This window comes from Paucibacter sp. KBW04 (assembly GCF_003852425.1).
Lineage (GTDB): Bacteria > Pseudomonadota > Gammaproteobacteria > Burkholderiales > Burkholderiaceae_C > Paucibacter_A.
This window is the reverse complement of the sequence record NZ_QAJN01000016.1, coordinates 122,265-144,361: the sequence shown is the minus strand read 5'-3', so window position 1 is coordinate 144,361 and position 22,097 is coordinate 122,265. Positions and strand designations below refer to the sequence as shown.

Annotated in this window: 16 protein-coding genes; 8 read left to right on the top strand and 8 right to left on the bottom strand. The window is 64.3% G+C overall.

Going from position 1 to position 22,097, the window contains the following annotated elements; genetic code table 11:
- Positions 1 to 59 precede the first annotated feature (59 nt).
- Both DBR47_RS20140 and DBR47_RS20135 read left to right on the top strand, forming a co-directional pair.
- Entirely contained in the window at positions 60 to 461 is a 402-nt protein-coding gene (locus DBR47_RS20140) for a phage holin family protein (protein ID WP_124453427.1), read from the top strand.
- Positions 462 to 464: 3 nt separating this feature from the next.
- Positions 465 to 797 carry a hypothetical protein gene (locus DBR47_RS20135; protein WP_124453426.1) on the top strand — a complete coding sequence of 111 codons (333 nt, stop codon included), beginning with the start codon at positions 465 to 467 and terminating at the stop codon, positions 795 to 797.
- Here the strand turns inward: DBR47_RS20135 and DBR47_RS20130 are convergent.
- Together DBR47_RS20130 and DBR47_RS20125 are read right to left on the bottom strand one after the other, a co-directional pair.
- Entirely contained in the window at positions 794 to 3,262 is a 2,469-nt protein-coding gene (locus DBR47_RS20130) for a YgiQ family radical SAM protein (protein ID WP_124453424.1), read from the bottom strand. The genes DBR47_RS20135 and DBR47_RS20130 overlap by 4 nt on opposite strands.
- Before the next feature lie 228 nt (positions 3,263 to 3,490).
- On the bottom strand, positions 3,491 to 4,267 hold the full coding sequence (locus DBR47_RS20125; protein WP_124453422.1) for a TetR family transcriptional regulator: 777 nt from the start codon (positions 4,265 to 4,267) through the stop codon (positions 3,491 to 3,493).
- A 194-nt stretch (positions 4,268 to 4,461) separates the two neighbouring features.
- Here DBR47_RS20125 and DBR47_RS20120 point away from each other — a divergent pair, with 194 nt between their 5' ends.
- Genes DBR47_RS20120 through DBR47_RS20110 form a run of 3 tightly spaced genes read left to right on the top strand, consistent with a single transcriptional unit; the run spans position 4,462 to position 10,315 of the window.
- Positions 4,462 to 5,721, top strand: a complete 1,260-nt coding sequence (locus DBR47_RS20120; RefSeq protein WP_124453420.1) for an efflux RND transporter periplasmic adaptor subunit — start codon at positions 4,462 to 4,464, stop codon at positions 5,719 to 5,721.
- Between the two features lie 15 nt (positions 5,722 to 5,736).
- Positions 5,737 to 8,898 carry an efflux RND transporter permease subunit gene (locus tag DBR47_RS20115; protein ID WP_124453418.1) on the top strand — a complete coding sequence of 1,054 codons (3,162 nt, stop codon included), beginning with the start codon at positions 5,737 to 5,739 and terminating at the stop codon, positions 8,896 to 8,898.
- Between the two features lies 1 nt (position 8,899).
- Positions 8,900 to 10,315: an efflux transporter outer membrane subunit gene (locus tag DBR47_RS20110; protein WP_124453416.1), complete on the top strand. Its 1,416-nt coding sequence runs from the start codon at positions 8,900 to 8,902 to the stop codon at positions 10,313 to 10,315.
- Positions 10,316 to 10,392: 77 nt separating this feature from the next.
- Here DBR47_RS20110 and DBR47_RS20105 read toward each other — a convergent pair whose 3' ends face one another.
- From DBR47_RS20105 to DBR47_RS20095, 3 genes are all read right to left on the bottom strand, one after another.
- Positions 10,393 to 10,566 (bottom strand): hypothetical protein, encoded by a 174-nt coding sequence (locus DBR47_RS20105; protein WP_370454936.1) that lies wholly within the window; start codon positions 10,564 to 10,566, stop codon positions 10,393 to 10,395.
- A gap of 352 nt (positions 10,567 to 10,918) precedes the next feature.
- On the bottom strand, positions 10,919 to 11,125 hold the full coding sequence (locus DBR47_RS20100; RefSeq protein WP_058720877.1) for a cold-shock protein: 207 nt from the start codon (positions 11,123 to 11,125) through the stop codon (positions 10,919 to 10,921).
- 308 nt (positions 11,126 to 11,433) lie between these two features.
- The gene (locus tag DBR47_RS20095) at positions 11,434 to 13,644 is read right to left on the bottom strand and encodes a molybdopterin-dependent oxidoreductase (protein WP_124453412.1); all 2,211 of its coding nucleotides are present in this window, start codon (positions 13,642 to 13,644) and stop codon (positions 11,434 to 11,436) included.
- A 126-nt stretch (positions 13,645 to 13,770) separates the two neighbouring features.
- Between DBR47_RS20095 and DBR47_RS20090 the strand changes: the two genes are divergently transcribed.
- Positions 13,771 to 14,619: an alpha/beta fold hydrolase gene (locus DBR47_RS20090; protein ID WP_124453410.1), complete on the top strand. Its 849-nt coding sequence runs from the start codon at positions 13,771 to 13,773 to the stop codon at positions 14,617 to 14,619.
- A gap of 20 nt (positions 14,620 to 14,639) precedes the next feature.
- On the opposite strand, the gene DBR47_RS20085 is transcribed toward DBR47_RS20090, so the two are convergent.
- The 3 genes from DBR47_RS20085 to DBR47_RS20075 all read right to left on the bottom strand — a co-directional run bounded on the left by DBR47_RS20085 (position 14,640) and on the right by DBR47_RS20075 (position 16,511).
- On the bottom strand, positions 14,640 to 14,945 hold the full coding sequence (locus tag DBR47_RS20085) for a PilZ domain-containing protein (RefSeq protein WP_231512421.1): 306 nt from the start codon (positions 14,943 to 14,945) through the stop codon (positions 14,640 to 14,642).
- Positions 14,946 to 15,073: 128 nt separating this feature from the next.
- Positions 15,074 to 15,514, bottom strand: coding sequence for a hypothetical protein (locus DBR47_RS20080; RefSeq protein WP_124453406.1), 441 nt, complete (start codon positions 15,512 to 15,514; stop codon positions 15,074 to 15,076).
- 106 nt (positions 15,515 to 15,620) lie between these two features.
- Positions 15,621 to 16,511 carry an alpha/beta fold hydrolase gene (locus DBR47_RS20075; RefSeq protein WP_124453404.1) on the bottom strand — a complete coding sequence of 297 codons (891 nt, stop codon included), beginning with the start codon at positions 16,509 to 16,511 and terminating at the stop codon, positions 15,621 to 15,623.
- 243 nt (positions 16,512 to 16,754) lie between these two features.
- On the opposite strand from DBR47_RS20075, the gene DBR47_RS20070 reads away from it, so the two are divergent.
- Both DBR47_RS20070 and DBR47_RS20065 read left to right on the top strand, forming a co-directional pair.
- Positions 16,755 to 19,733 (top strand): adenosylcobalamin-dependent ribonucleoside-diphosphate reductase, encoded by a 2,979-nt coding sequence (locus DBR47_RS20070; RefSeq protein ID WP_124453402.1) that lies wholly within the window; start codon positions 16,755 to 16,757, stop codon positions 19,731 to 19,733.
- Between the two features lie 189 nt (positions 19,734 to 19,922).
- Complete coding sequence (locus DBR47_RS20065; protein ID WP_124453400.1) at positions 19,923 to 22,097, top strand: bifunctional diguanylate cyclase/phosphodiesterase; 2,175 nt, start codon at positions 19,923 to 19,925, stop codon at positions 22,095 to 22,097.

The window sequence follows — 22,097 nt, the reverse complement described above, 5'->3', positions numbered from 1 at the left end:
ATTTGCAACTGGCTTGATCTGTACAAGAGCGCAACAGTTTTCAATTTTGGGGGGTGGGCATGAGTGAAGAACAAACATCGGGTCAGGCGCAGCAGGCGGGCCCCGGCCTGTTCGCCAGCTTGCGGCGCATGGGCTTGCACGGCCTGGAGTTGCTGCAGAACCGGGTGGAGTTGGTCTCCGTCGAGTTGGAGGCCGAGAAGCTGCGCCTGTTCGCCGCCCTGGCTCAGACGCTGATGGCCTTGCTGCTGGCGATTGCCGGTCTGGGCCTGTTCAGCGCCGGCCTGCTGCTCCTGAGCCCCGAGGCCTGGCGCTGGCTGTGTGCGCTTTTGATGGCTGCGGCTTATTTCGCGGCGGCCTGGTGGTGTTGGAAAAAAGCCAGCCGCAGCCTGAGCCAGAAGGGGGGGGCCTTCGCCGGCACCGTGGCCGAATTGGCGCGTGATCGCGCGGCACTGGGGGACTGAGCCATGTTCAAACAAGAATTGGCCGAGCTCAAGCAGCGCGAACTGGCCCTGCGTCTGCGCAATATCGAGTTACGTGGCGAGATCCGCCGTGAGGCGCAGGTCTTTCGCCAGCCCCTGGGTTGGTGGGGCTTGGCCGGTGGCGCGGCGGGGGCGAGTTTTCTGCTGCGCGGCCTCAAGCAAAAAGGGGCGGGCGCCGAGTCCAGCCGCCTGGCGCGCTGGCTGGGTTTTGCCCAGCTGGGTCTGCGCCTGGCTAACTTGTTGCGCGAGTTGACTCAGGCCAAGAGCGTGGCACCCGGCCAGGACCCGCAAGCCCCGCCACCTCAAAACCCGACTTAACGTTTACCGGCGGGCTTGTGCGCCGGCTTGGCGCGTTGGCCGCCGGCCTTGTTGGCGCTGTGCACGCTGCTGCGCGGGCCGGCATGCGAGGCGGTGCGAGGCGCGCCCACGGGCATGGCACGCTCGGCGCGGGCCGGTCGAGAGCCGTTATCGCGCGGCGGCAGGCCGGTGTGCTGGGTCAGGATTTGACCCGGGACGGGCTGGGCGCTGCGCTGCTTGGCCAAGGGTTTGGCCACCGAGGTCTTGACGCCGGTCGGCGTTGAATTCTTGCGCCGAGCGCTCTCGTAACTGCCATCGGTGACGGGCTGGAAAGTCGGGATCAGATGGTGTTTGCCGTTACCGATCAGATCGCTGCGCCCCATGGTCTTGAGCGCCTCGCGCAGCATGGGCCAGTTGTTCGCATCGTGATAGCGCAGAAAAGCCTTGTGCAGGCGGCGGCGGCGGTCGCCGCGCACGATGTCCACCGTCTCGCTGAGGGCCGGGTCGCGGCTGACCTTCTTCAGCGGGTTTTTGTTGGAGTGGTACATGGCCGTGGCGGTGGCCATGGGGCTGGGGTAGAAGGTCTGCACCTGGTCGGCACGGAAACCATTGCTCTTGAGCCAAACCGCCAAGTTCATCATGTCCTCGTCCGAGGTACCCGGGTGGGCGGCGATGAAGTAGGGGATCAGGTACTGCTTCTTGCCGGCTTCCTCGCTGGCGGCGTCGAACATCTTCTTGAAGCGGTCGTAGCTGCCGATGCCGGGCTTCATCATCTTGGACAGCGGGCCGTCTTCGGTGTGCTCGGGCGCGATCTTCAAGTAACCGCCCACATGGTGGGTGACCAGCTCTTTTACATACTCGGGCGATTGCACGGCCAGGTCGTAGCGCAGGCCCGAGCTGATCAGAATCTTCTTCACGCCCTTCAAGGCCCGCGCGCGGCGGTACATCTTGATCAGCGGGTCGTGATTGGTATTGAGGTTCTGACAAATGCCGGGGTAGACGCAGGAGGGCTTGCGGCAGGCGGCCTCGATCTCGGGGCTCTTGCAGCCGATGCGATACATATTGGCCGTGGGGCCGCCCAGGTCGGAGATGACGCCGGTGAAGCCCTTGACCTTGTCGCGCATCTCCTCGATCTCGCGGATCACCGAGTCTTCCGAGCGGCTCTGGATGATGCGGCCCTCATGCTCGGTGATGGAGCAGAAGGTGCAGCCGCCAAAGCAGCCGCGCATGATGTTGACGCTGAAGCGGATCATCTCCCATGCCGGGATCTTGGTCTCACCGTCGTGGCTGCCGTTGGCGTCGGCATAGCTGGGATGCGGGGCGCGGGCGTAGTTCAGGTCGAAGACATGGTCCATCTCCGGCGTGGTCAGCGGGATGGGCGGCGGGTTGATCCAGACGTCACGGTCGGCATGGCGCTGCACCAGGGCACGCGCATTGCCGGGGTTGGTTTCCAGATGCAGGACGCGGTTGGCATGGGCGTAGAGCACGGCGTCGCTCTTGACCTGCTCGTAGGCGGGCAGGCGGATCACGGTGCGCTCGCGCGGCGGCATCTGGATCTTGCCTTCCAGCGGGGGCTTGGGCGTGGCGCGGTGGATGGTGATGGGCTTGCTGCCGTCACCTGCTTTGACTTGACCGGTGACGCAGCCGGCCGCTTTCTCTTCAGCGGTCTGCTCAATGGTTTGGTAAGGGCTGATGTGCTCGTCCACGCGGCCGGGCATGTCCACCTCGGTCGAGTCCAGCTCGAACCAGCCCTCGGCCGTGGGGTCATTCGTGCGGCGCATAAAGGCGGTGCCGCGCACATCGGTGATGCTCTCGATGGGCTGGCGGGCGGCCAGGCGGTGGGCGATCTCGACGATGGCGCGCTCGGCATTGCCGTAGAGCAGCAGATCGGCCTTGGAGTCGACCAGCACCGAGCGGCGCACCTTGTCCTGCCAGTAGTCGTAGTGGGCGATGCGGCGCAGCGAGGCCTCAATGCCGCCGATGATGATGGGCACATCGTTCCAGGCTTCTTTGCAGCGCTGGGTGTAGACCAGGGTGGCGCGGTCCGGCCGCTTGCCGCCCAGGCCGCCGGGCGTGTAGACGTCATCGCTGCGGATCTTGCGATCGGCCGTGTAGCGATTGATCATCGAATCCATATTGCCCGCGGCCACGCCGAAGAACAGATTCGGTCGGCCCAGGGCCTTGAAGGCGTCGGCGCTTTGCCAGTCGGGCTGGGCGATGATGCCCACGCGGAAGCCCTGCGCCTCCAGGGTGCGGCCGATCACGGCCATGCCGAAGCTGGGGTGGTCAACGTAGGCGTCACCAGTGACGATGATGATGTCGCAAGAGTCCCAGCCCAGCTGGTCCATCTCGGCCCGGCTCATGGGCAGGAAGGGCGCATGCCCGAAGCGCTTGGCCCAGAACGGCCGGTAGGCCGTCAGGGCTTTGGCTGCGCCATTCCCTTGTTTGGCGGTCTTGGCGGATTTCGATGGGGTCTGGGCTTGCATGGCTGAGGCTGGCTGCGCTGGCCTTGTGCGTGTGCACCTAGCCAGCTTGAAACGTCGGTACGACGAGTTTGAATTCGGGGGAGCGGGCGATTGTCCCCTGTCCTGGGGCAAACCCGTGCATGGCCTGCACAAAGCCAAGGCCTTGTCCCGCTTGAACTTGTGGCTTCTTAGAGCTTTTCCGTAAATAGTAGGGTTGAGGATGGCGAAGCGTCCGCCCGCCGACCCCGGCTATTTGCGGGTAAGTTCTGAGTCCTTGGGCCCGTCTTTTTGGAAGCGTCGGCCGATGATTCTTTGGCCACCACCGGGGCGTTGGCAAATTCCGCCCCGGCCCAGTCGGGCGATTTCCTCGGCACTCATGGGCGGCAGCAGGGCCGGGCCATCCAGGCTCAAGGCCTTCAAAAAGTTCTCCACCGCCGCCTGGCCCACATCCACCAGGTCGAAGGAGCAGGGATCCATGATCCATTGGTAAAGCATGCCGTCCACCAGGGCCACCAGGGTGACGGCGGCCTTGCGGGTGTCCAGCGAGGCGGGCAGCTGGCCCAGCTGGATGGCGTGGTCAAACACCGCTTGGTTGAGGTCACGCCATTCGCGGTGGTTGGACAGCTTGCGTTCTTGCAGGGCCTGCATCTCGCCGCTGAACTCCACTTTTTGCATGGCGATCTCGAACACACGGCGGGTGCGTTCGTTGTGCATGGTGGTGTAGAAGACGTTGACCAGACCCCAGCGCAGCTCCGCCAGGGTCAGCGGTGGCGCCTCGGCCTCGGCCTCGTCATCCTTGGGCGTCATGCCTTCTTCCAGAGGCATGGTGGCGCGTTCCATCATGGCGTGAAAGAGCTCGGCCTTGTCCTGGAAATGCCAGTAAATGGCACCCCGGGTGACACCGGCGGCCGCCGCAATATCTTGCAGCGAGCAGCGGGACACCCCGCGCTGGTGGAATAGTTGTTCCGCCGCGTCGAGGATACCCATGCGGGTTTCTTGCGCTTCCTGTTTGGTTTTTCTGGCCATGTTGGGGACATTTTAGCTTGCGTAACATACATGCAGGAATGTATGTATATACTGCCAGCCAACTCTTTCACAACATCACCCCACATTCAAACCGCTCGCAGGATTGCGTTGCGGGCTTGATCCAAAGCAAGATGCCTGAGAACTCCTGTCATCCCCAAGAATCGATTCAAACCTGCCCAGCGAGCGCGTTCAGCATGAAATCCAAACCAAATTCCAAGCCATCCACTTTGGGTGTGGGCGCACGCGCGCTCTACCTCGTTCCTCTGGTTGTCGCGGTGGCCGCGGCCCTGACGGCTTGCGGCGGCGGTGACAAGGCCGGCGCCGGTGGCGCCCCGGGCGGCATGCCGCCCCCGCCCCAGGTGGGGGTGGTCAAGGCCGAACTGCAGCCGGTCAGCCTGCAGACCGAGTTGCCTGGGCGGGTGGAAGCCCAGCGCACGGCCCAGGTGCGGGCTCGCGTCAATGGCGTGGTGCTCAAGCGCCTGTTCACCGAAGGCGCCGAGGTCAAGGCCGGCCAAGTGCTGTTCCAGATCGACCCGGCCCCCTACCAAGCCGCGCTGGACAGCGCTCAAGCCACCTTGATCAAGGCCCAGGCCAATCTGGCCCAGGCCTCGGCTCAGGCCGAACGCAACAAGCCCCTGGTGGATGGCAAGGCCATCAGCCAGCAGGAATACATCGCCTCCGTCGCAGCGGCCAAGGCGGCCGAAGCCGATGTGGCCGCCGCCAAGGCAGCCATCAAGACGGCCAAGCTGAGCCTGGACTACGCCGCGGTCAGCGCGCCGATCTCCGGCCGCATCGGCCGTGCTCTGGTGACCGAAGGCGCCCTGGTCAGCGCTGCCGAGGCCACCCAGCTGGCACTGATCCAGCAGACCGGCAGCGTCTACGTCAACTTCACCCAGAGTGCCAACGAGGTGCAACAACTGCGCCGCGCCCTGAACTCCGGCAAGCTGCGCTCGGCCGGCGATCAAGCCGCCCAAGTTCGCATCGTGTTGGACGACGGCACGGAGCTGGCCAAGCCCGGCAAGTTGCTGTTCACCGATTTGAGCGTGGATGCCAGCTCGGGCCAGGTCACCCTGCGCGCCGAGGTGCCCAACCCCGGCCAGCAGTTGTTGCCCGGCCAGTATGTGCGGGTGCGCCTGAGCCAGGGCGAGCTGCCCTCGGGCATCTTGCTGCCTCAGCAAGCCGTCAAGCGCAGCAATCAGGGCGATTCCGTGCTGCTGGTGGGGCCTGACAACAAGCCGGTGCCTCGCATGGTCAAGGTGGATCATGCCCAGGGCAACCAGTGGGTGGTGCTGGACGGCCTGAAGCCGGGCGAGCAAGTCATCGTCGACGGCTTCCAGAAAATGTTTGTGCCCGGCGCACCGGTGTCGCCCGTGCCTTGGTCGCCGGCTTCGGCCGCTGCGCCTGCTGCTGCCCCCGCATCAGCCGCTTCGGCCGCCAGCGGCGCTGCTCGCTAAGAGAGGCCTGACACCATGTCGCGTTTCTTTATCGACCGACCCATCTTTGCCTGGGTCATTGCCTTGTTCATCCTGGTCTTCGGTGCGGTTGCGGTCACCGTCCTGCCAGTCTCGCAATACCCCAAGGTGGCGCCGCCCTCCCTGGTCTTGAGCGTGGCCTATCCCGGTGCCTCGGCCAAGACCCTGGATGAGAGCGTTATCTCGGTGATTGAGCAGGAGCTCAACGGCTCGCCCGGCCTGGCCTATATGGAGTCCGTCTCCCAGGCCAATGGCACGGGTGCCATCACCGTCACCTTCGAGCCCGGCACGAATATCGAGCTGGCCCAGGTGGATGTGCAAAACCGCCTCTCCCGCGCCACCCCGCGCTTGCCCGCTGCGGTGACGCAGCAAGGGGTGCGTGTGGACAAGGCACAGAACAACTTCTTGTTGTTCGTGACCCTGTCCAGCAAGGACGGCTCCAAGGACCCGGTGGCCCTGGGCGACTATGCTGCCCGCGCCATCGTGCCCGAGTTGCAGCGCATCCCGGGCATCGGCCAGGCCCAGCTCTTCGGTACCGAGCGTGCCATGCGCATTTGGTTGGATCCTGCCAAGCTCCTCAGCTACAACATGAGCCCGGCCGAGGTGAATGCGGCCATCCGCAATCAAAACGCCTTGACGCCGGCCGGTGTGATCGGGGACCTGCCCAATCTGACGAGCCAAACCATGTCGGCCACCGTGGTGGTCAATGGTCAGCTGGAAAGTACCGAGCAGTTCAAGAACATCGTGCTGCGCGCCAATGCCGATGGCTCCACCGTGCGCTTGAAGGATGTGGCCCGCGTCGAATTGGGTGGCCAGAGCTATGGCACTTACTCGCGTCTGAACGGCCAGCCCTCCACCGGCATCGGTATCCAGCTCTCGCCCAGCGGCAATGCCCTGGCGGCGGCCGGCGCCGTCAAGGCCCGCATGGCCGAGCTGCAGCAGTTCTTCCCCGAAGGCGTGGTCTATCAGATCCCTTACGACTCGTCCAAGTTCGTCAAGGTCTCGATCTCGCAGGTGGTGGAGACCCTGATCGAAGCCATCGTGCTGGTGTTCTTGGTGATGTTCCTGTTCCTGCAGAACTGGCGCTACACCCTGATCCCCACCCTGGTCGTGCCCATCGCCTTGTTGGGCACCTTCGCGGCCATGCTGGCCCTGGGCTTCTCCATCAATGTGCTGACGCTGTTCGGCATGGTGCTGGCCATCGGTATCTTGGTGGACGATGCCATCGTGGTGGTGGAGAACGTCGAGCGCATTATGAGCGAGGAGGGCTTGTCACCGCTTGAAGCCACCCGCAAGGCGATGACGCAGATCTCCGGCGCCATCATCGGCATCACCGTGGTGCTGGTCTCGGTCTTCGTGCCCATGGCCTTCTTCGCCGGCTCGGTGGGCAATATCTATCGCCAGTTCTCGCTGGCCATGGTGGCCTCCATGCTGCTGTCGGCTTTGATGGCGCTGACCCTGACCCCGGCTTTGTGCGCCACCCTGCTCAAGCCCGTCGAGGCCGGCCACCATGTGGAAAAGAAGGGCTTCTTCGGTTGGTTCAACCGCGGCTTTGCCCGTACCGCCAAGGGTTATGAAGGCTGGGTCGCCAAGCTGCTGCGCCGCAGCGGCCGCATGCTGGTCGTTTACGGTGTGGTGCTGGCTGTGGTGGGTCTGCTCTATGTGCGCATGCCTACCTCCTTCCTGCCCAATGAAGACCAGGGTTATCTGATCGTCAATGTGCAGCTGCCCCCGGGTGCCACGGCCAATCGGACCGAGGCCGCCGTCAAGCATGTGGAAGACTTCATGCTCAAGCAGCCCGAGGTCGAGGCCACCATCGGCGTGATCGGCTTCTCCTTCTCCGGCCAAGGTCAGAATGCCGCCCTGGTGTTCGTGCCCCTGAAGCCCTGGGAAGAGCGGCTTGGTCCGCAGCACAGTGCCGGCGCCCTGGCCGGACGTGCTTTCGGCGCCATGATGTCGGTGCGTGACGCCTTCATCTACCCCTTGAGCCCGCCGCCCATCCCCGAGTTGGGCAATGCCACCGGCTTTGCCCTGCGTCTGCAAGACCGCGGCAATCTGGGTCACGAGGCCTTGCTGAACGCCCGCAATCAGATGATGGGCATGGCCAGCCAGAACAAGAAGATCGTGGGCATGCGCCCCGATGGTCTGGAAGACGCGCCGCAGCTGCAAATCGATATCGACCGTGACAAGGCCAATGCCTTGGGCGTGCCCTACGAGACGATTGCCAATGTGATCGGCACCTCCTTGGGTTCGGCCTATGTCAATGACTTCCCGAACAGCGGTCGTTTGCAGCGCGTGATGGTGCAGGCCGATGCGGCGGCGCGTATGCAGCCCGAGGACATCTTGCGTCTGAATGCCACCAATGCGCAGGGCAAGAGCGTGCCGCTGTCGGCCTTTGCCACGACCCGTTGGATTACCGGTCAGACCCAGGCCGTGCGCTACAACGGCTATCCAGCCATGCGTCTGGCGGGTGATGCCGCCCCCGGTGCCTCCACCGGCGACGTGATGAAGGAGCTGGAGCAGATGGCCAAGCAACTGCCTCCCGGCATCGGCTTTGAGTGGACCGGCTTGTCGCGCGAAGAAAAGCTCTCGGGCTCGCAAGCGATGATTCTGCTGGCCTTCTCGCTGCTGGCCGTCTTCCTGTGCCTGGCCGCGCTGTACGAGAGCTGGTCCATCCCGCTGTCGGTGCTGCTGGTGGTGCCGCTGGGCATCTTGGGCGCCTTGCTGGGCATGACCTTCCGTGGCATGCCAAACGATGTGTACTTCAAGGTGGGCTTGATCACGGTGATCGGCTTGTCGGCCAAGAACGCGATTCTGATCATCGAGTTCGCCAAAGACCTGCAGCAAGAAGGCAAGGGCCTGGTGGAGTCCATTCTTGAGGCCTGCCACCTGCGCTTCCGCCCCATCATCATGACCTCCATGGCCTTTATTTTGGGCGTGCTGCCGCTCTACTTCGCGACCGGCGCCGGTTCGGCCAGCCAACGTGCCATCGGCACCGGTGTGCTGTCGGGCATGTTGTCCGCGACCGTGCTGGCCGTCTTGTTTGTGCCGGTGTTCTTCTATGTGGTTCGGCGCATCTTCAAGGGTGCACCTGGCAACGCCAGCCACCGTCAAATTGGCAGCCCCGCTCCGACACTCCCCCGTGCGGAGGAGCATTGATATGAAACAGCGATTCCCTTTGAAAACCCTGGCCGCCGCGGCCTCTGTGCTGGTGCTGAGTGCTTGCGGCGCGCTGGCGCCCAAGAATGAGCGGCCCGCCGCGCCGGTGGCGCAAGCCTGGCCGGTCGATGGCAAGGTAGCCGCCGGTGCCCAAGGTCAGGCCGCTGCCGAACTGCCCTGGCAGAGTTTCTACGGCCAGGACGCCCGCCTGCGTGAGCTGATCAAGCTGGCGCTGGAGAACAACCGCGATTTGCGTGTGGCCCTGCTCAATGTCGAGCAAGCTCGCGCCTTGGCAGGGGTGGCCAACGCCGCCCGCCTGCCCACGGTGGGCGTGGGCCTGGGCGCCAGCCGTCAGCCCGATAGCACCGGCAAGTCGGTGAACAGCTACCAGGCCGGCCTGCAAATCACGGCCTATGAGATCGATCTTTTCGGCCGTGTGAAGAACCAAAGCGATGCCGCCATGGCCCGCTACCTGGCCACGGCCGAGGGTGGCCGTGCGGCGCAGATCTCGCTGGTGTCAGGTCTTGCCTCGGCCTATCTGGCCTGGGTGGCCGATGGCGAGATGGTCAAGCTCAGCCTTGCCACGCTAGCCACCCGCGCCGAGAGCCTGCGCCTGATTCGCCTGAAGTACGAGGCAGGTGCCGCTTCGGCCCTGGACCTGGCGGCGGCGGAATCGGCCCATGCTGCCGGCTTGGCTGCCTTGGCTCAGGCCAAGCGCGCACAAGCCCAGGACGAGAACGCCCTGACCCTGCTGGTGGGCCAGCCCTTGCCCGCCAATTTGCCCACGGGCCAGAGTCTGGCGGCGCAAAGCCTGGCCGATGTGCCGGCGGGCCTGCCTTCCGAAGTGCTGGTCAATCGCCCCGACGTCTTGCAGGCCGAGGCCCAGCTGATGGCGGCCAATGCCAATATCGGCGCGGCGCGCGCGGCCTTCTTCCCCAGCATCTTGCTGACCACCAATTTCGGCACGGCCAGCTCGGCCTTGTCGGAGCTGTTCAAGAACTCGATCTGGACGCTGTCGGGTCAGGCCTTGATGCCCATTTTTGACGCGGGCCGCAATCAAGCCAATCTGGATGCGGCCAAGGCGGCGCAAGGCATCGCCGTGGCGCAGTATGAGAAGGCGGTGCAGCAAGCCTTCCGCGAGGTGGCCGATGGTCTGGCTGGCCGCGCCACCTTTACCGAGCAGTTGCAGGCGCAAGCCGCCCAAACCAAGGCCGAGAACGAACGCCTGCGTCTGGTCGATCTTCGCTACAGCAACGGTGCCTCCAGCAGCCTGGAGTTGCTGGACGCTCAGCGTGCCAGCTTTGCGGCCGAGCAAGCTCTGGTGCAGGTTCGCCTGGCGGCCTTGCTCAATGGCGTCAACCTCTACAAGGCCTTGGGTGGCGGTGTGGAAGTCAAGGGCGCGGCCAGCAAGAGCTGAAGCGAAGCAGTGGCTGTTTGAACGCAAAAAGGGCGCCTCTGGCGCCCTTTCTTCATGGGTGGATCAAGAAGACTTGATCAGTGCACCGCGTTCACCCAAGCCAGGCCTTGGTCCGTGGCGTAACGCAGGGCGGCGCGCTGGGACTGGAAGCGGCGGGTGAAGCGCATCACGCGGTCGTGACTGGCTTGGCCGATGCCAGAGCGGATGGAGACCGAGGCTGCAAAGCTGCCATCGTCTTGGGTTTTGATCATGGGTGAGACAAGATATTTGCCCACCTCAATGCTTGTTTTCTTATGCATTTTTAGAGAGAGGTGTGCACCCGAACCGATTGTTCAGATGCGAATTGGCGAAGGGAAGTTGCAGCATGGCGGGTGCAACGGTCCGTGAGTCTTCGATGCCTCAAACGGACAGGACATGGCTTGGGGGGCCAGTACTTTCAATGCTTCCAAGCCTGCCTTTGTTCTTTGTGGTCTGGGCAAATGCGAGGAAGTAAAACAAAGCACCCCGGAGGGTGCCTTTTGCTGAAGGCAGCCAACGCTCACGCGTCAGCCGCGGCTTCAGTGTTGGGCAGATGGGTCTTGCGACCGGCCTGCCCGGCGCAAATTACAGTGCGCGGATGTTCGAAGCTTGCAGACCCTTGGGGCCTTGCTTGACTTCGAATTCAACCTTTTGGTTCTCAGCCAGGGTACGGAAGCCGCCGTTGTTGCGGATTTCGCTGTGGTGAGCGAACAGGTCCTTGGAGCCGTCTTCAGGCGTGATGAAGCCGAAGCCCTTGCCGTCGTCGAACCATTTCACGGTACCGGTTTGCATTGTCGTCATGATGTGTTCCTTTTGAACAAATTGAAAAACACTTCGCGGCGGCAACTTGCCATTCAACACGTGCGAAAAGCACGTGTCTATGCCTGCGAAGACAGAAACACTCAAGAACAGTCAAACGGGGAGTTGAAACTGAAGCGAGCCCTTATGCGTCATTCTTTCGAACGTACTGCCGAGGGGCTGCAGATTGAAGACCTTGAAGAAACGGTCTTGTGCGTATCTATGCGGCCAAGTCTAACACAGGGAAGCCCCTTCGCCTAATTCATTCTTTGCGTTGGGTCAAGATCCGAGCGCGCCGAGTTTTAAAGAGCCCGAACGCTAACCGCCACGCCCGACAGCACCGAGTTGCCCGAGAGCGGATCGCGGGCCTTGTCATCTAACAAGGCATTCAGATTGACGCCAGGCCTTTGTTTGGCCAGAGCCAGTTCCACGCCCGGCAGGTCGTGGCCCCAGCCATGGGGCAAGCTGACAACACCCGGCATCATGTCCTGGCTGAGGCTGACTTCCACCTTCAACTCACCTTGCGCATTGGCGACGCAAGCCCGCCCGCCATCGTGCAGCCCTAAGCGCGCCGCGTCCTCAGGGTGGACGAGCAAGGTGCAGCGCATCGGCCCCTTGGCCAGCACCGGCAGGTTGTGCATCCAGCTATTGCCCGAGCGCATATCGCGCCGGCCTATCAAGCTCATCGTGGGTGCGGGCTGGGCGAGCGCCGCATCGACGGCCAGCAAATCATCCAGCAGCTGTTGCGGGGCCAGTTCGATCTGGCCCGAGGGGGTGCGCAGCAACTCGGGGATGCGCGGCTGCAACTCACCCAGATCGATGCCCGCCGCTGCGGCCTTTACTTTGGCCAGATTCAGACCTTCGGGCTTGCGGCCGAACTGATCGCCATAGGGGCCTGTGCGCAAGGCCAGATCGATCAGGCGCTCGGGCCCGCGCAAGGGCGCCAAGGCCGCCAGCACCGCGTCTGCATGCTCACCCATGCTGCGTTGCACATCGCTGGCGATGGACTCGTCGTCCATGATCCTCACATCCCCACGCCAGTCCTTGCCCTCAAGCAGGGCAGTCAAACGCAGCAAGGTCTGCCATTCCTTGGGCTGGCCCGCGGGCTTGCTGAATACCGGGCCGGAGTAGCGGGCGTGATTGCGCCAGGACAGCTGGGGGAAAGCGACGTCGTAATGCAGATCCTCCAGCGGTGAGAGACCGGGCAGGATCACATCGGCATGGCGGCTGGTCTCATTCAAATAGATGTCCAGGCTGAGCATGAAGTCCAGCGAATCCAGGGCGCGAGCGATGCGCGGCCCATTGGGGGCGGACAGCACCGGATTGCTGGCGATGGCGATCAGGGCCCGTACCTGGCCGGGCCCCGGGGTTTCAATCTCCTCGGCCAGGCAGGAGATGGGCAGCTCGCCAAAAACCTCGGGCGCCTGGCTGATCCGGCTGCTGCGCCGGCCGGTGCTGATGCCTTTGCCCACACCCGGCCGCCCTTGGGTGTTGGCGGCGAAGGCGGCGGCCTTGGGGAACATGGCGCCGCCGATGGCGTCCAGATGGCCGGTCAGGGTATTGATCACATCGACCAGCCAGCTATTGAGCGTGCCAAAGCGTTGGGTGCAGCTGCCGATGCGTGCGTAGAGGCTGGCGCGCTCGGTCGCGGCTAATTCTCTGGCCAGGCGGCGCTGCGTTTCGGCGGGGATGCCGCAGCCGGCAGCCATGCGTTCGGGTGAGTAAGCCTGCACCGCCTCACGCAGAGTGTCCAAACCCTTCACATGCGCGGCCAAATGCTTGAGTTGCACCAGGCCTTCGTCGAACAAGGTATGCACCATGCCCAGCAGCAAGAAAATATCGCCACTCGGTCGTATGGGCAGGTGTTCATCGGCGGCATGGGCCGTCTCGGTCTTGCGCGGGTCGATGACGATGATGCGGCCGCCGCGCTCGCGCATGGCGCGGGCCTTGCCTTTGTAGTCAGGTACGGTCCACAAACTGCCGTTGCTGACCTGGGGATTGGCACCCAGGATGATGAGCAGATCTGTGCGCGGCAGATCCGGCACGGCGATGCTCAGCCAGTGGCCATACATCAGGCCAGCGCTGAGCTGCTTGGGCATTTGGTCCAGGGTGGAGGCAGAAAAGATATTGCGCGTGCCCAGGGCCCGCGCCAGCTTGGGGAAGTAAGCCAGCAGGCTGATCTTGTGGGCGGCGGGGTTGCCGATGCAGGTGGCCACGGCGTCCGGCCCCTGCTCGCGCAAGATGGGCAAGAGGCGGCGCTCAATTTCTTCAAAAGCCTCGTCCCAGCTGGCCGGCACAAACCGCCCATCGCGTTTGATCAGGGGTTGGCGCAGGCGATCCGGGTCCTCGTGCAAATCCTTCAGGCTCACACCCTTGGGGCAGATGAATCCCTTGCTGAAACCATCGTTCTCGGCGCCGCGAATGCTCACGACGCGCCCGCCTTCGCTGCGGATCTCCAGCCCGCAGCAGGCTTCGCACAGAGGGCAGATGCGGTAGTGGCTTTGCTGGCTCATCGGGCTTGTCTCCGGTGCAAGAGTTTGTGCTGCGGATTGTGTGGGCCCCGCTGTCACCCTTAGGTCATGTAGGCGACAGCATGGGCATACTGCGAACCTTGTTGCTTAGTCCTGCGGGAGTGTCTGATGCGTATCGATATTGGTGGCGGCGTTCGTTTATTCGTCGATGTAGAGGGCCCGGGCTTGGTGCCCGACGGTGGCTTGATGCGGGAGAAGCCCACCTTGATCTGCATGCACGGCGGCCCCGGTTTTGACCACGCCGCCTTCAAGCCGGGCTTCTCCTGCCTGGCCGATATCGCGCAGATTGTTTACTACGACCATCGCGGCCATGGCCGCAGCGACGAGCGGCCCTCCAGCGAATGGACGCTGGACACTTGGGCGGACGATGTGGTGCGTCTGAGTGATGCGCTTGGGTTGGTCAAGCCCATTGTGCTGGGCCAATCCTTCGGCGGCTTTGTGGCGCAGCGTTATATCGCTCGCCATCCTGGCCATGCGTCCAAGGTGATTCTGTCCAGCACCTCGCATCACATGGGCATGGAGCGCAAGCTGGCCGCCTTCGAGCGCCGGGGTGGGGTCAAGGCGCGCGAGTTGGCCGAGGCCTTCTGGACCACGCCTAACGCGGCGACTTGGGCGGCCTACTGGGCAGGTTGCCGCAAGCTGTACAACACCACCGAGCCGGCCGATCCGAATTCAGCGGCGCGGACCCTGGTGCGTGAGGAGATTCTCCTGCACTTTGTCGCGGGTGAAAAACAAGGGCTGCAGTTGTTGCCTGGTCTGGCGCGTGCGCAATGCCCGGTGCTGGTGTTGGCGGGCGAGGAAGACCCGGTCTGCCCGCCCGAGGATGCGCGCGAAATCTTCGAGGCCCTGCCGCGTGAGTGGGCCAGCTTCAAGAGCTTCCCCGGCGTGGGCCACGGTGCCTGGCGCGATGACCCCAAGGCCGCTTACGCGACCCTGCGGGAATTCATCCTGAGTTGAGCCTGCGCCCGGCAGCGAGCTCAGGCGCCGATCAGCGTCGCGAGTTCGCGTTCGACCAAGCTGGCATCACCCAGATTCATCTCGATCAGGCGGCGCAGATGGGTGATGCTCTCGATGTCGATGCTGCGGCACAAAAGCCCCGCGTTCTCGCCCTCGATATGGGCGAGCTCGCCGGCCATGGAGATGCAGGTCTCTTTGTCGGCCAGGGTGATTTTGAGCAGGCAGGGGGTGCCCACGGCGGCGCCGTGCGGCGCCGGCAGGCGGAGCAAAGCGCCCTTCAGGGAGAGGTCAAGAACATGCGCCTTGATCTGTTCCTGCGTGGTGATCAGCTCGGCCTCGACGTCGAAGGGGACGCGGGTGAAATGGCGGCGTTCGGTATTGATGGCGAGCTCCTGAAGCTTCGCTAGATGCTAGCAGATGCTTGTGCGAGCAGCGACTCAAATTACCGCTTAAATCAGAGGTAAATCGTGCTGTGGTCCACGGCTTTTTGCAGGCGTTGCGGGATCACCGCTTCCAGGCCCATGGCTTCCAGCGTGTACCAAGCGGCACGCAGATAGCTGGCCGTGGCGCTGCGCACTTCGTTGCGGCGTTGCTCGGCGAAGTCGCTGTAGTCGTCCCCCAACAGGCCTAGCTGGGAGGGGCGGACGCCGGCGGCCATGCGGGTGTCCATCTGCGGCGCCTTGTAGCGCAGGGCGACGCGGGCCAACAGGGTTTGCACCTCGTCGGAATGTGCGTGGGGCCCCAGCAGCTTGGCCAAATCGCCCAGCACTTCCTCGGCGGCTGCCGCCAAGAGGCGGGCCGCATGGTCACTGCCACCGGCCAGATAGAGGGCAGCGGCCAGGTCGGCGTATTCCAGGGCCATGGCCAGATTGGGCAGATCGGCTTGCGAATTCATGTGCAGCGTTGGGGTGCTTGGGCGCCTTGAAGGGCTCTGAGTGTAGGCACAGTTAGGGCGGCGGACCGAGCCTATCCCTCCAAAGGCTGTGTGCTGCCAGCGACGATCAGGCCTGCAGCCAGCGCAGCGCGGCCTGGTTGAAGGCCTGGGCCTGCTCCCGCATCACCCAGTGGCCGCAGTCAAAACCCTGCACCTGGTGCTGGGCTTGAGCTTGCAGGCCCTCGACCCAGGCCTGGCTGTGGAACATAAAAGGCTTTTTGCGGCCGTAGGCAAAAAAGAGCGGGCAGGGTAGTTTGAGCGGCAGCATCTGGCCCTTGAGGCCGCCAAAGCTGCCGGTCCACTGCATATCGTAGGGATAGTTCATGGCTGCGCCGATGTGCTGAGGATCGGCCGGGCATTTGAGGGCGCGGGCCATGGCCCGGGTGAGCCGGTCCCCAAGCCCGCCTCCGAGTCGCCAGGCGGCGACCAGGCTGAGCTGGTAGCTGGCAATCATCAGCTTGGTCTTGCCGCTCAGGCTGCGCAGGAACTCCGGCGAGCTGGCATCGCCCACATCGATGGCGACCACGCGGCGCACCAGCTGCGGATGGCGCAGCAGGGCTTGAAAACCAAACACACAGCCCCAGTCGTGCAGCATCAGCGTCACCGGTTGATGAGCGCCCCCAAGGCTGGGCGAGCCCAGCCCGCCCCCCGAGGGGGGCAAGGAACCTTGGGGCGGCCCGGCGTTTCCTTGTTGGGGCGAAACCTGCTCGATCACGCGGCGGATGTGCTCGCTCAGCTGCGCCAGGGAATAGCCTTGGCGAGGCTGGCGGATGTCAAAACCCGGCAGGGTGAAGCGCACGCAGCGGAAATGGGGGCGGAAGAATTCGACTTGCGCGTCCCAGATGCGGTAGGTGTCGGGCCAGCCGTGAATCATCACCAGGGTTTCCGCCTGCGGGCCGCAGGCCGAGTCCTCGATCAAGACCTCAATCCCGTCCAGGGAAATTGTTTTTTCGCTCATGGCCCGACTTTGCTTCAAGTTGCAGCGCCCAGCCTCTATCGTTATCCCAGCCTGTGTGGCCCGGCAGCACGTTTTTTCCCGGTGAGTGGGCACTCACGGAGGCGACTTTGACAGGCCAGCTCGCGAAAATTTCAAGCGCGCAAGCCCTGACCCGCGTCAATTTCGGATGGCTAAGATGGGCTCATCATGGCGCTCGCATCAGGCCCAGCATCGATTCAGTCCCCCGCATTCCGAAAGACCCGCATGACTCCTCCCATCCCCACCCAGACCAGCTTTGACGCCCTAGATTCGGACGCGGAAAAGCCTCGCTTGCCGTCTACGCCGATTGCCTCGCCGGCCGCCTTGCCACCGCAGGACATCAGCGCCGAGGTCTTGTTGGAGAAGTACGCCAAGGGCGATGAGCAGACGCTGGACGAGTTGCGCCAGCGGGTGGCACGGGCCCTGGCCCAGGCCGAGGCGCCAGAGGCGCGGGCGGACTGGGAGCACAAATTTCTCGACGCCCAGCGGCGCGGCTTTGTGCCGGCCGGGCGCATCAACTCGGCGGCGGGCACCGAGCTCAGCGCCACCTTGATCAACTGCTTTGTGCAGCCGGTGGGCGACTCCATCGCCAGCGAGGACGATGGCCACCCCGGCATCTACACCGCTTTGACCGAGGCGGCCGAAACCATGCGGCGCGGCGGTGGCGTGGGCTATGACTTCTCCCGCATCCGCCCGCGCGGCGCCTGGGTGGGTTCGACGCAGAGCAATGCCTCCGGCCCGGTCAGCTATATGCGGGTGTTTGACCGCAGCTGCGAGACGGTGGAAAGCGCCGGCAGCCGACGCGGTGCTCAGATGGGCGTGCTGCGCTGTGACCACCCCGATGTGGAAGAGTTCATCCACGCCAAGGACAAGGGGGATTTGAAGAACTTCAATATCTCGGTGGGCGTGACCGATGTGTTCATGGAGGCCGTCGCAGCCGACGGTGAGATTGAGCTTTTCCACAAGGCCGAGCCCGGCCCCAAGCAGCGCGAGGCCGGTGCATACCAGCGCGCCGATGGCCAGTGGGTCTATCGCAAGCTGAAGGCTCGCGAGCTCTGGGACCAGGTGATGCGCTCCACCTACGACCATGCCGAACCCGGCGTGCTCTTTTTGGATCGCATCAATGCCGACAACAATCTGCATTACTGCGAGTCCATCGCCGCCACCAACCCCTGCGCCGAGCAGCCCTTGCCGCCCTATGGCTGCTGCTGCCTGGGCTCGGTCAATTTGACGAACTTTGTGCGCGAGCCTTTCAGTGCTGCCGCCAGCTTTGATGACGAGGGCTTTGCCGAGGTCTGCTGCACGGCCACCCGCATGCTGGACAACGTGCTGGATGTGACACCCTGGCCCTTGCCTGCCCAGCAGCAAGAAGCGCGCAACAAGCGCCGCGTGGGTCTTGGCTTCACCGGCCTGGGGGACGCCCTGGTGATGCTGGGTCTGCGCTACGACAGCGAGGCCGCCCGCGATTGCGCCCGCCACATCAGCGAGGTGATGCGCAATGCCGCTTACGACGCCTCCAGCGATCTGGCCCTGGAGCGCGGTGCCTTCCCGCTCTTCAATGCCGATCTGTATCTTTCCGGCGGCAACTTCGCCTCGCGCCTGCCGCAGGGCCTGAAGGACAAGATCCGTGGCCAAGGCCTGCGCAACTCGCATCTCTTGTCCATCGCGCCCACCGGCACCATCAGCCTGGCCTTTGCCGACAACGCCTCCAACGGCATCGAGCCCGCCTTCAGCTGGAGCTATACCCGCAAAAAGCGCATGCCCGATGGCAGCTACAAGGAGTATGCCGTCGAGGACCATGCTTGGCGCCTCTACCGTCATATGTTCGGCAAGGACGCGCCCCTGAGCCAGGCCTTTGTCACCGCGCTGGAGCTGAGCGCCTCCGACCACGCCTTGATGGTGGCGGCGGTCGCGCCTTTTGTGGATACCTCCATCTCCAAGACCGTCAATGTGCCGGCCGACTACCCTTACGCCGACTTCCAAGACCTCTATAACCAGGCCTGGAAGGCGGGTCTGAAGGGCTTGGCCACCTACCGGCCCAATAGCGTGCTGGGCTCGGTGCTGAGCGTGGACACACCCGCGCCGGTGAAAGCGCCCGAGCCGCTGCAGCCCGTGCCCAGTGACGGCAGCAATCAGCGCATGCTGGTGACGCGCCTGCCCAATGCGGTGCTGGCCTCCTTGCGCTGGCCCAGCCGGCCAGAGCTGCCCGGCGGCAACCCGGCCTGGAGTTACATGATCCGCCACCCGCATGGCGACTTCGCCCTCTTCGTGGGCGAGCTGCCGGCCGTGGGCCCGGATGCCGGCCTGTTCGGCAAGAACCTGCCCTTCGAGGTTTGGGTCAACGGTGCCGAGCAGCCGCGCGGTCTGGCCGCCGTGGCCAAGACCTTGTCCATGGATTTGCGTACCAATGACGCCGCCTGGCTGCGCTTGAAGCTTGACGCCCTGGCCACCGTGGCCGAGGAGCGCGCTTTCGAGATGCCCATGCCTCCGGGCGGCGAGACCCGCTTGTTCCCCGGCGTGGTGGCGGCCACCGCGGCCGTGATCCGCTGGCGCTGCGAGCAGCTCGGCGCCTTGCAAGACGGCGGCCCCACGCCGGTGTTGGACGCCATGTTCAGCCGCGAAGAACCCCGCACCAGCACCATGGGCACGCTGGCCTGGGCGGTCGATGTGGACAACCCCGCCACCAACGAGCAATTCACCCTGACCCTCAAGGAAGTCAGCCTGCCCACGCCGGACGGCGGTGTTGTCACCCGCCCTTGCGCCATGGGCTTCTCGGGCAATTACCCCAAGGCCCTGGACGGCATGGCCCGTTTGCTAAGCCTGGACATGCGGGTGATGGACCCGGCCTGGATTGGCATGAAGCTGCGCAAGCTGCTCAATGTGGGCGAGCCCCTGGGCCACTTCATGGCGCCGGTGCCAACGCTGAGCGGTGAGCGTCGTCAGCAGATCTGGCCCTCCACCGTGGCCTATGTGGCCCGCCTCATCATCCATCGCTATGCGATGTTAGGTGTGCTGGACGAGCAGGGACTGCCCCTGGTCGAGATGGGCTTGTTGCAAGCGCCGGTGGTGGCCAAGACGGCGCCCGGCGCCACGGTGCAAGCCATGGCGGGCAAGCCCTGCCCGGAATGCGGCAATGCCACCATGATTCACAAAGACGGCTGCGACTTCTGCACCGCCTGCGGCTATGTGGGGCAGTGCGGCTGAGGTTTGCTTGAAGGAAGAGGCTTGATGCGTGCCGGGCTAATCCCTGGCCCGCATTGACCTTGGGCGTGCAGAAGTGGGGCGCGATGGTCACAATACGGGGCCGCAAGCCGCCCGCGACTTCATCTGTGAAGCGGGGCGGTGCATGTCAATTTCGCGGCCCTTCTAAGCTGCAGCCTCCCCGGTAATTCCATGGTTTTCTTTACGGCGCGCTATTCACCCGAACTGGTGGCTGCCTCCTTGCTGATCGCCAGCCTGGCTTCCTACGTGACCCTGGACCTGGCCAAGCGCGTGCGCTCGGTCGATGCCACCGCCGCCCGTACCTGGTGGATGGGGGGATCGGTGGCCATGGGCACGGGCATCTGGTCCATGCATTTCGTCGGCATGTTTGCCTACACCCTGCCGATTGAGCTGGGCTACCGGGGGATGCAGACCCTGCTGTCCTGGCTGGCCGCCGTGCTGGTCTCGGCCGTGGCCTTGGGCCTGGCCAGCCGTGGCCGGCTCAGCCTGGGCCGCTTGGCCGCCGGAGCTTTGAGCATGGGCTTGGGCATTTGCGCCATGCACTACATCGGCATGGCCGCCCTGGACTTATCCCCCGGCATCGTCTGGGACTGGGCCTGGGTCGCGGCCTCGGCCTTGATTGCCGTCGGCGCCTCGGCCGTGGCCTTGCTGATCTTTTTCTGGCTGCGCCAGGTCAGCAGCCGGCGCAGCGGGCTCTACCAGGTCTTGGCCGCGGTGGTGATGGGCCTGGCCATCAGCGGCATGCATTACTCGGGCATGGCGGCCGCCCAGTTCCCCGAGGGCACGGTCTGCCTCAGCGTCAATGAATTGCGCGGGGACGAGCTCAGCGGTTTGGTGATGGTTGCAACCCTGCTCCTGCTGGGCCTGACCCTGTTCACCTCCACCCTGGACGCGCGGGCGCAGAGCAAGGCGGTGCGCCTGGCCGCCTCCTTGCAGGATGCCAACAGCCAGTTGCAATCGGCCAATGCCGAGCTGCGGCGGCGTGCGTTTCTGGACCCTCTGACCGATCTGCCCAACCGCCTGCTGTTTGAAGACCGCCTGCAACATGCTTTGAGCCGTTGCGAGCGCGAGGAGCCGCGGGTCGGCTCACCCACGCGCATGGATCGGGTGGCGGTGCTATGCATCGATCTGGACGGCTTCAAGCCGGTGAATGACTCCTTTGGCCATGCGGCGGGTGACGAGGTCTTGCGCCAGGTGGCGCAGCGCCTGGCGGCGACGGCGCGCGAGCGCGACACGGTGGCCCGCATCGGCGGCGACGAGTTCGTGCTGTTGATGGAAGACGTGCCCAGCATGGCCGACTGCGCGGCCTTGGCCCTGCGTTTGCTGAAGGCCTTGGCCGAGCCGATCTCGGCCTTGGGCCACCCGCTGCAAATTTCTGCCTCGATAGGCATTGCGGTCTTTCCCGAGCATGGTGAGGCCGACAAGCTGATGATCCAGGCCGATGCCGCCATGTACTCGGCCAAGCGCGCCGGTGGCAATACCTATGCGGTGTTTGAGTCGCATATGGATGCCAATGCCCAGGAGCAGCTGAGTCTGCAGCTGGCCCTGCGTCAAGCGATTTCGGGCGGCAAGGGCGAGCAGCTGGCGCTGTACTACCAGCCCAAATTCGATGCCGCGCGCGGCCAGATCCGCGGCGCCGAGGCCTTGCTGCGCTGGCATCACCCGGAGCGCGGCATGGTGCCGCCGGATGTGTTCATCCCTATCGCCGAGCGCTTCGGCCTGATCAATGAGTTGGGCAATTGGGTGATCGACGAGTCTTGCCGCCAGCTGCAGGCCTGGGAGTCACAAGGCCTGCACATGCGCTTGTCCATCAATCTCTCGGTGCATCAGCTGCGCCAGCCCGATCTGGTGGATCGCATCGATCAGGCCTTGCAGCGGCATGGCATCGCGGCGGCGCGCCTGCTCTGCGAGATCACCGAGTCAGTCGCGATGGAGGACATCAAGACCACCCAGCGCGCGTTTGAAGGGCTGAGCCGTCTGGGCGTGTTCCTGTCCATCGACGACTTTGGCACCGGCTACTCCAGCCTGAGCTATCTGCGCCAGCTGCCGGCGCGCCAACTCAAGATCGACCGCAGCTTCATCCAGGATCTGGAACTGAGCCTGGATGCTCGCGCGGTGGTGGACGGCGTCATCAAACTGGCCCACGCCCTGGGCCTCAGCGTGGTGGCCGAGGGCGTGGAGACCGTCGCGCAACGCGACATCCTGGTGGAGCTCAGCTGCAATGAGTTGCAGGGTTACCTCTTCGCCAAGCCCATGCCCGCCCAGGACCTGTCGGACTGGGCCCGCGGCCAGGGGCCGGCGGACGGGGCCGAGTTCTCACCCTCGATCTACGAGGGCAGGCCTTGA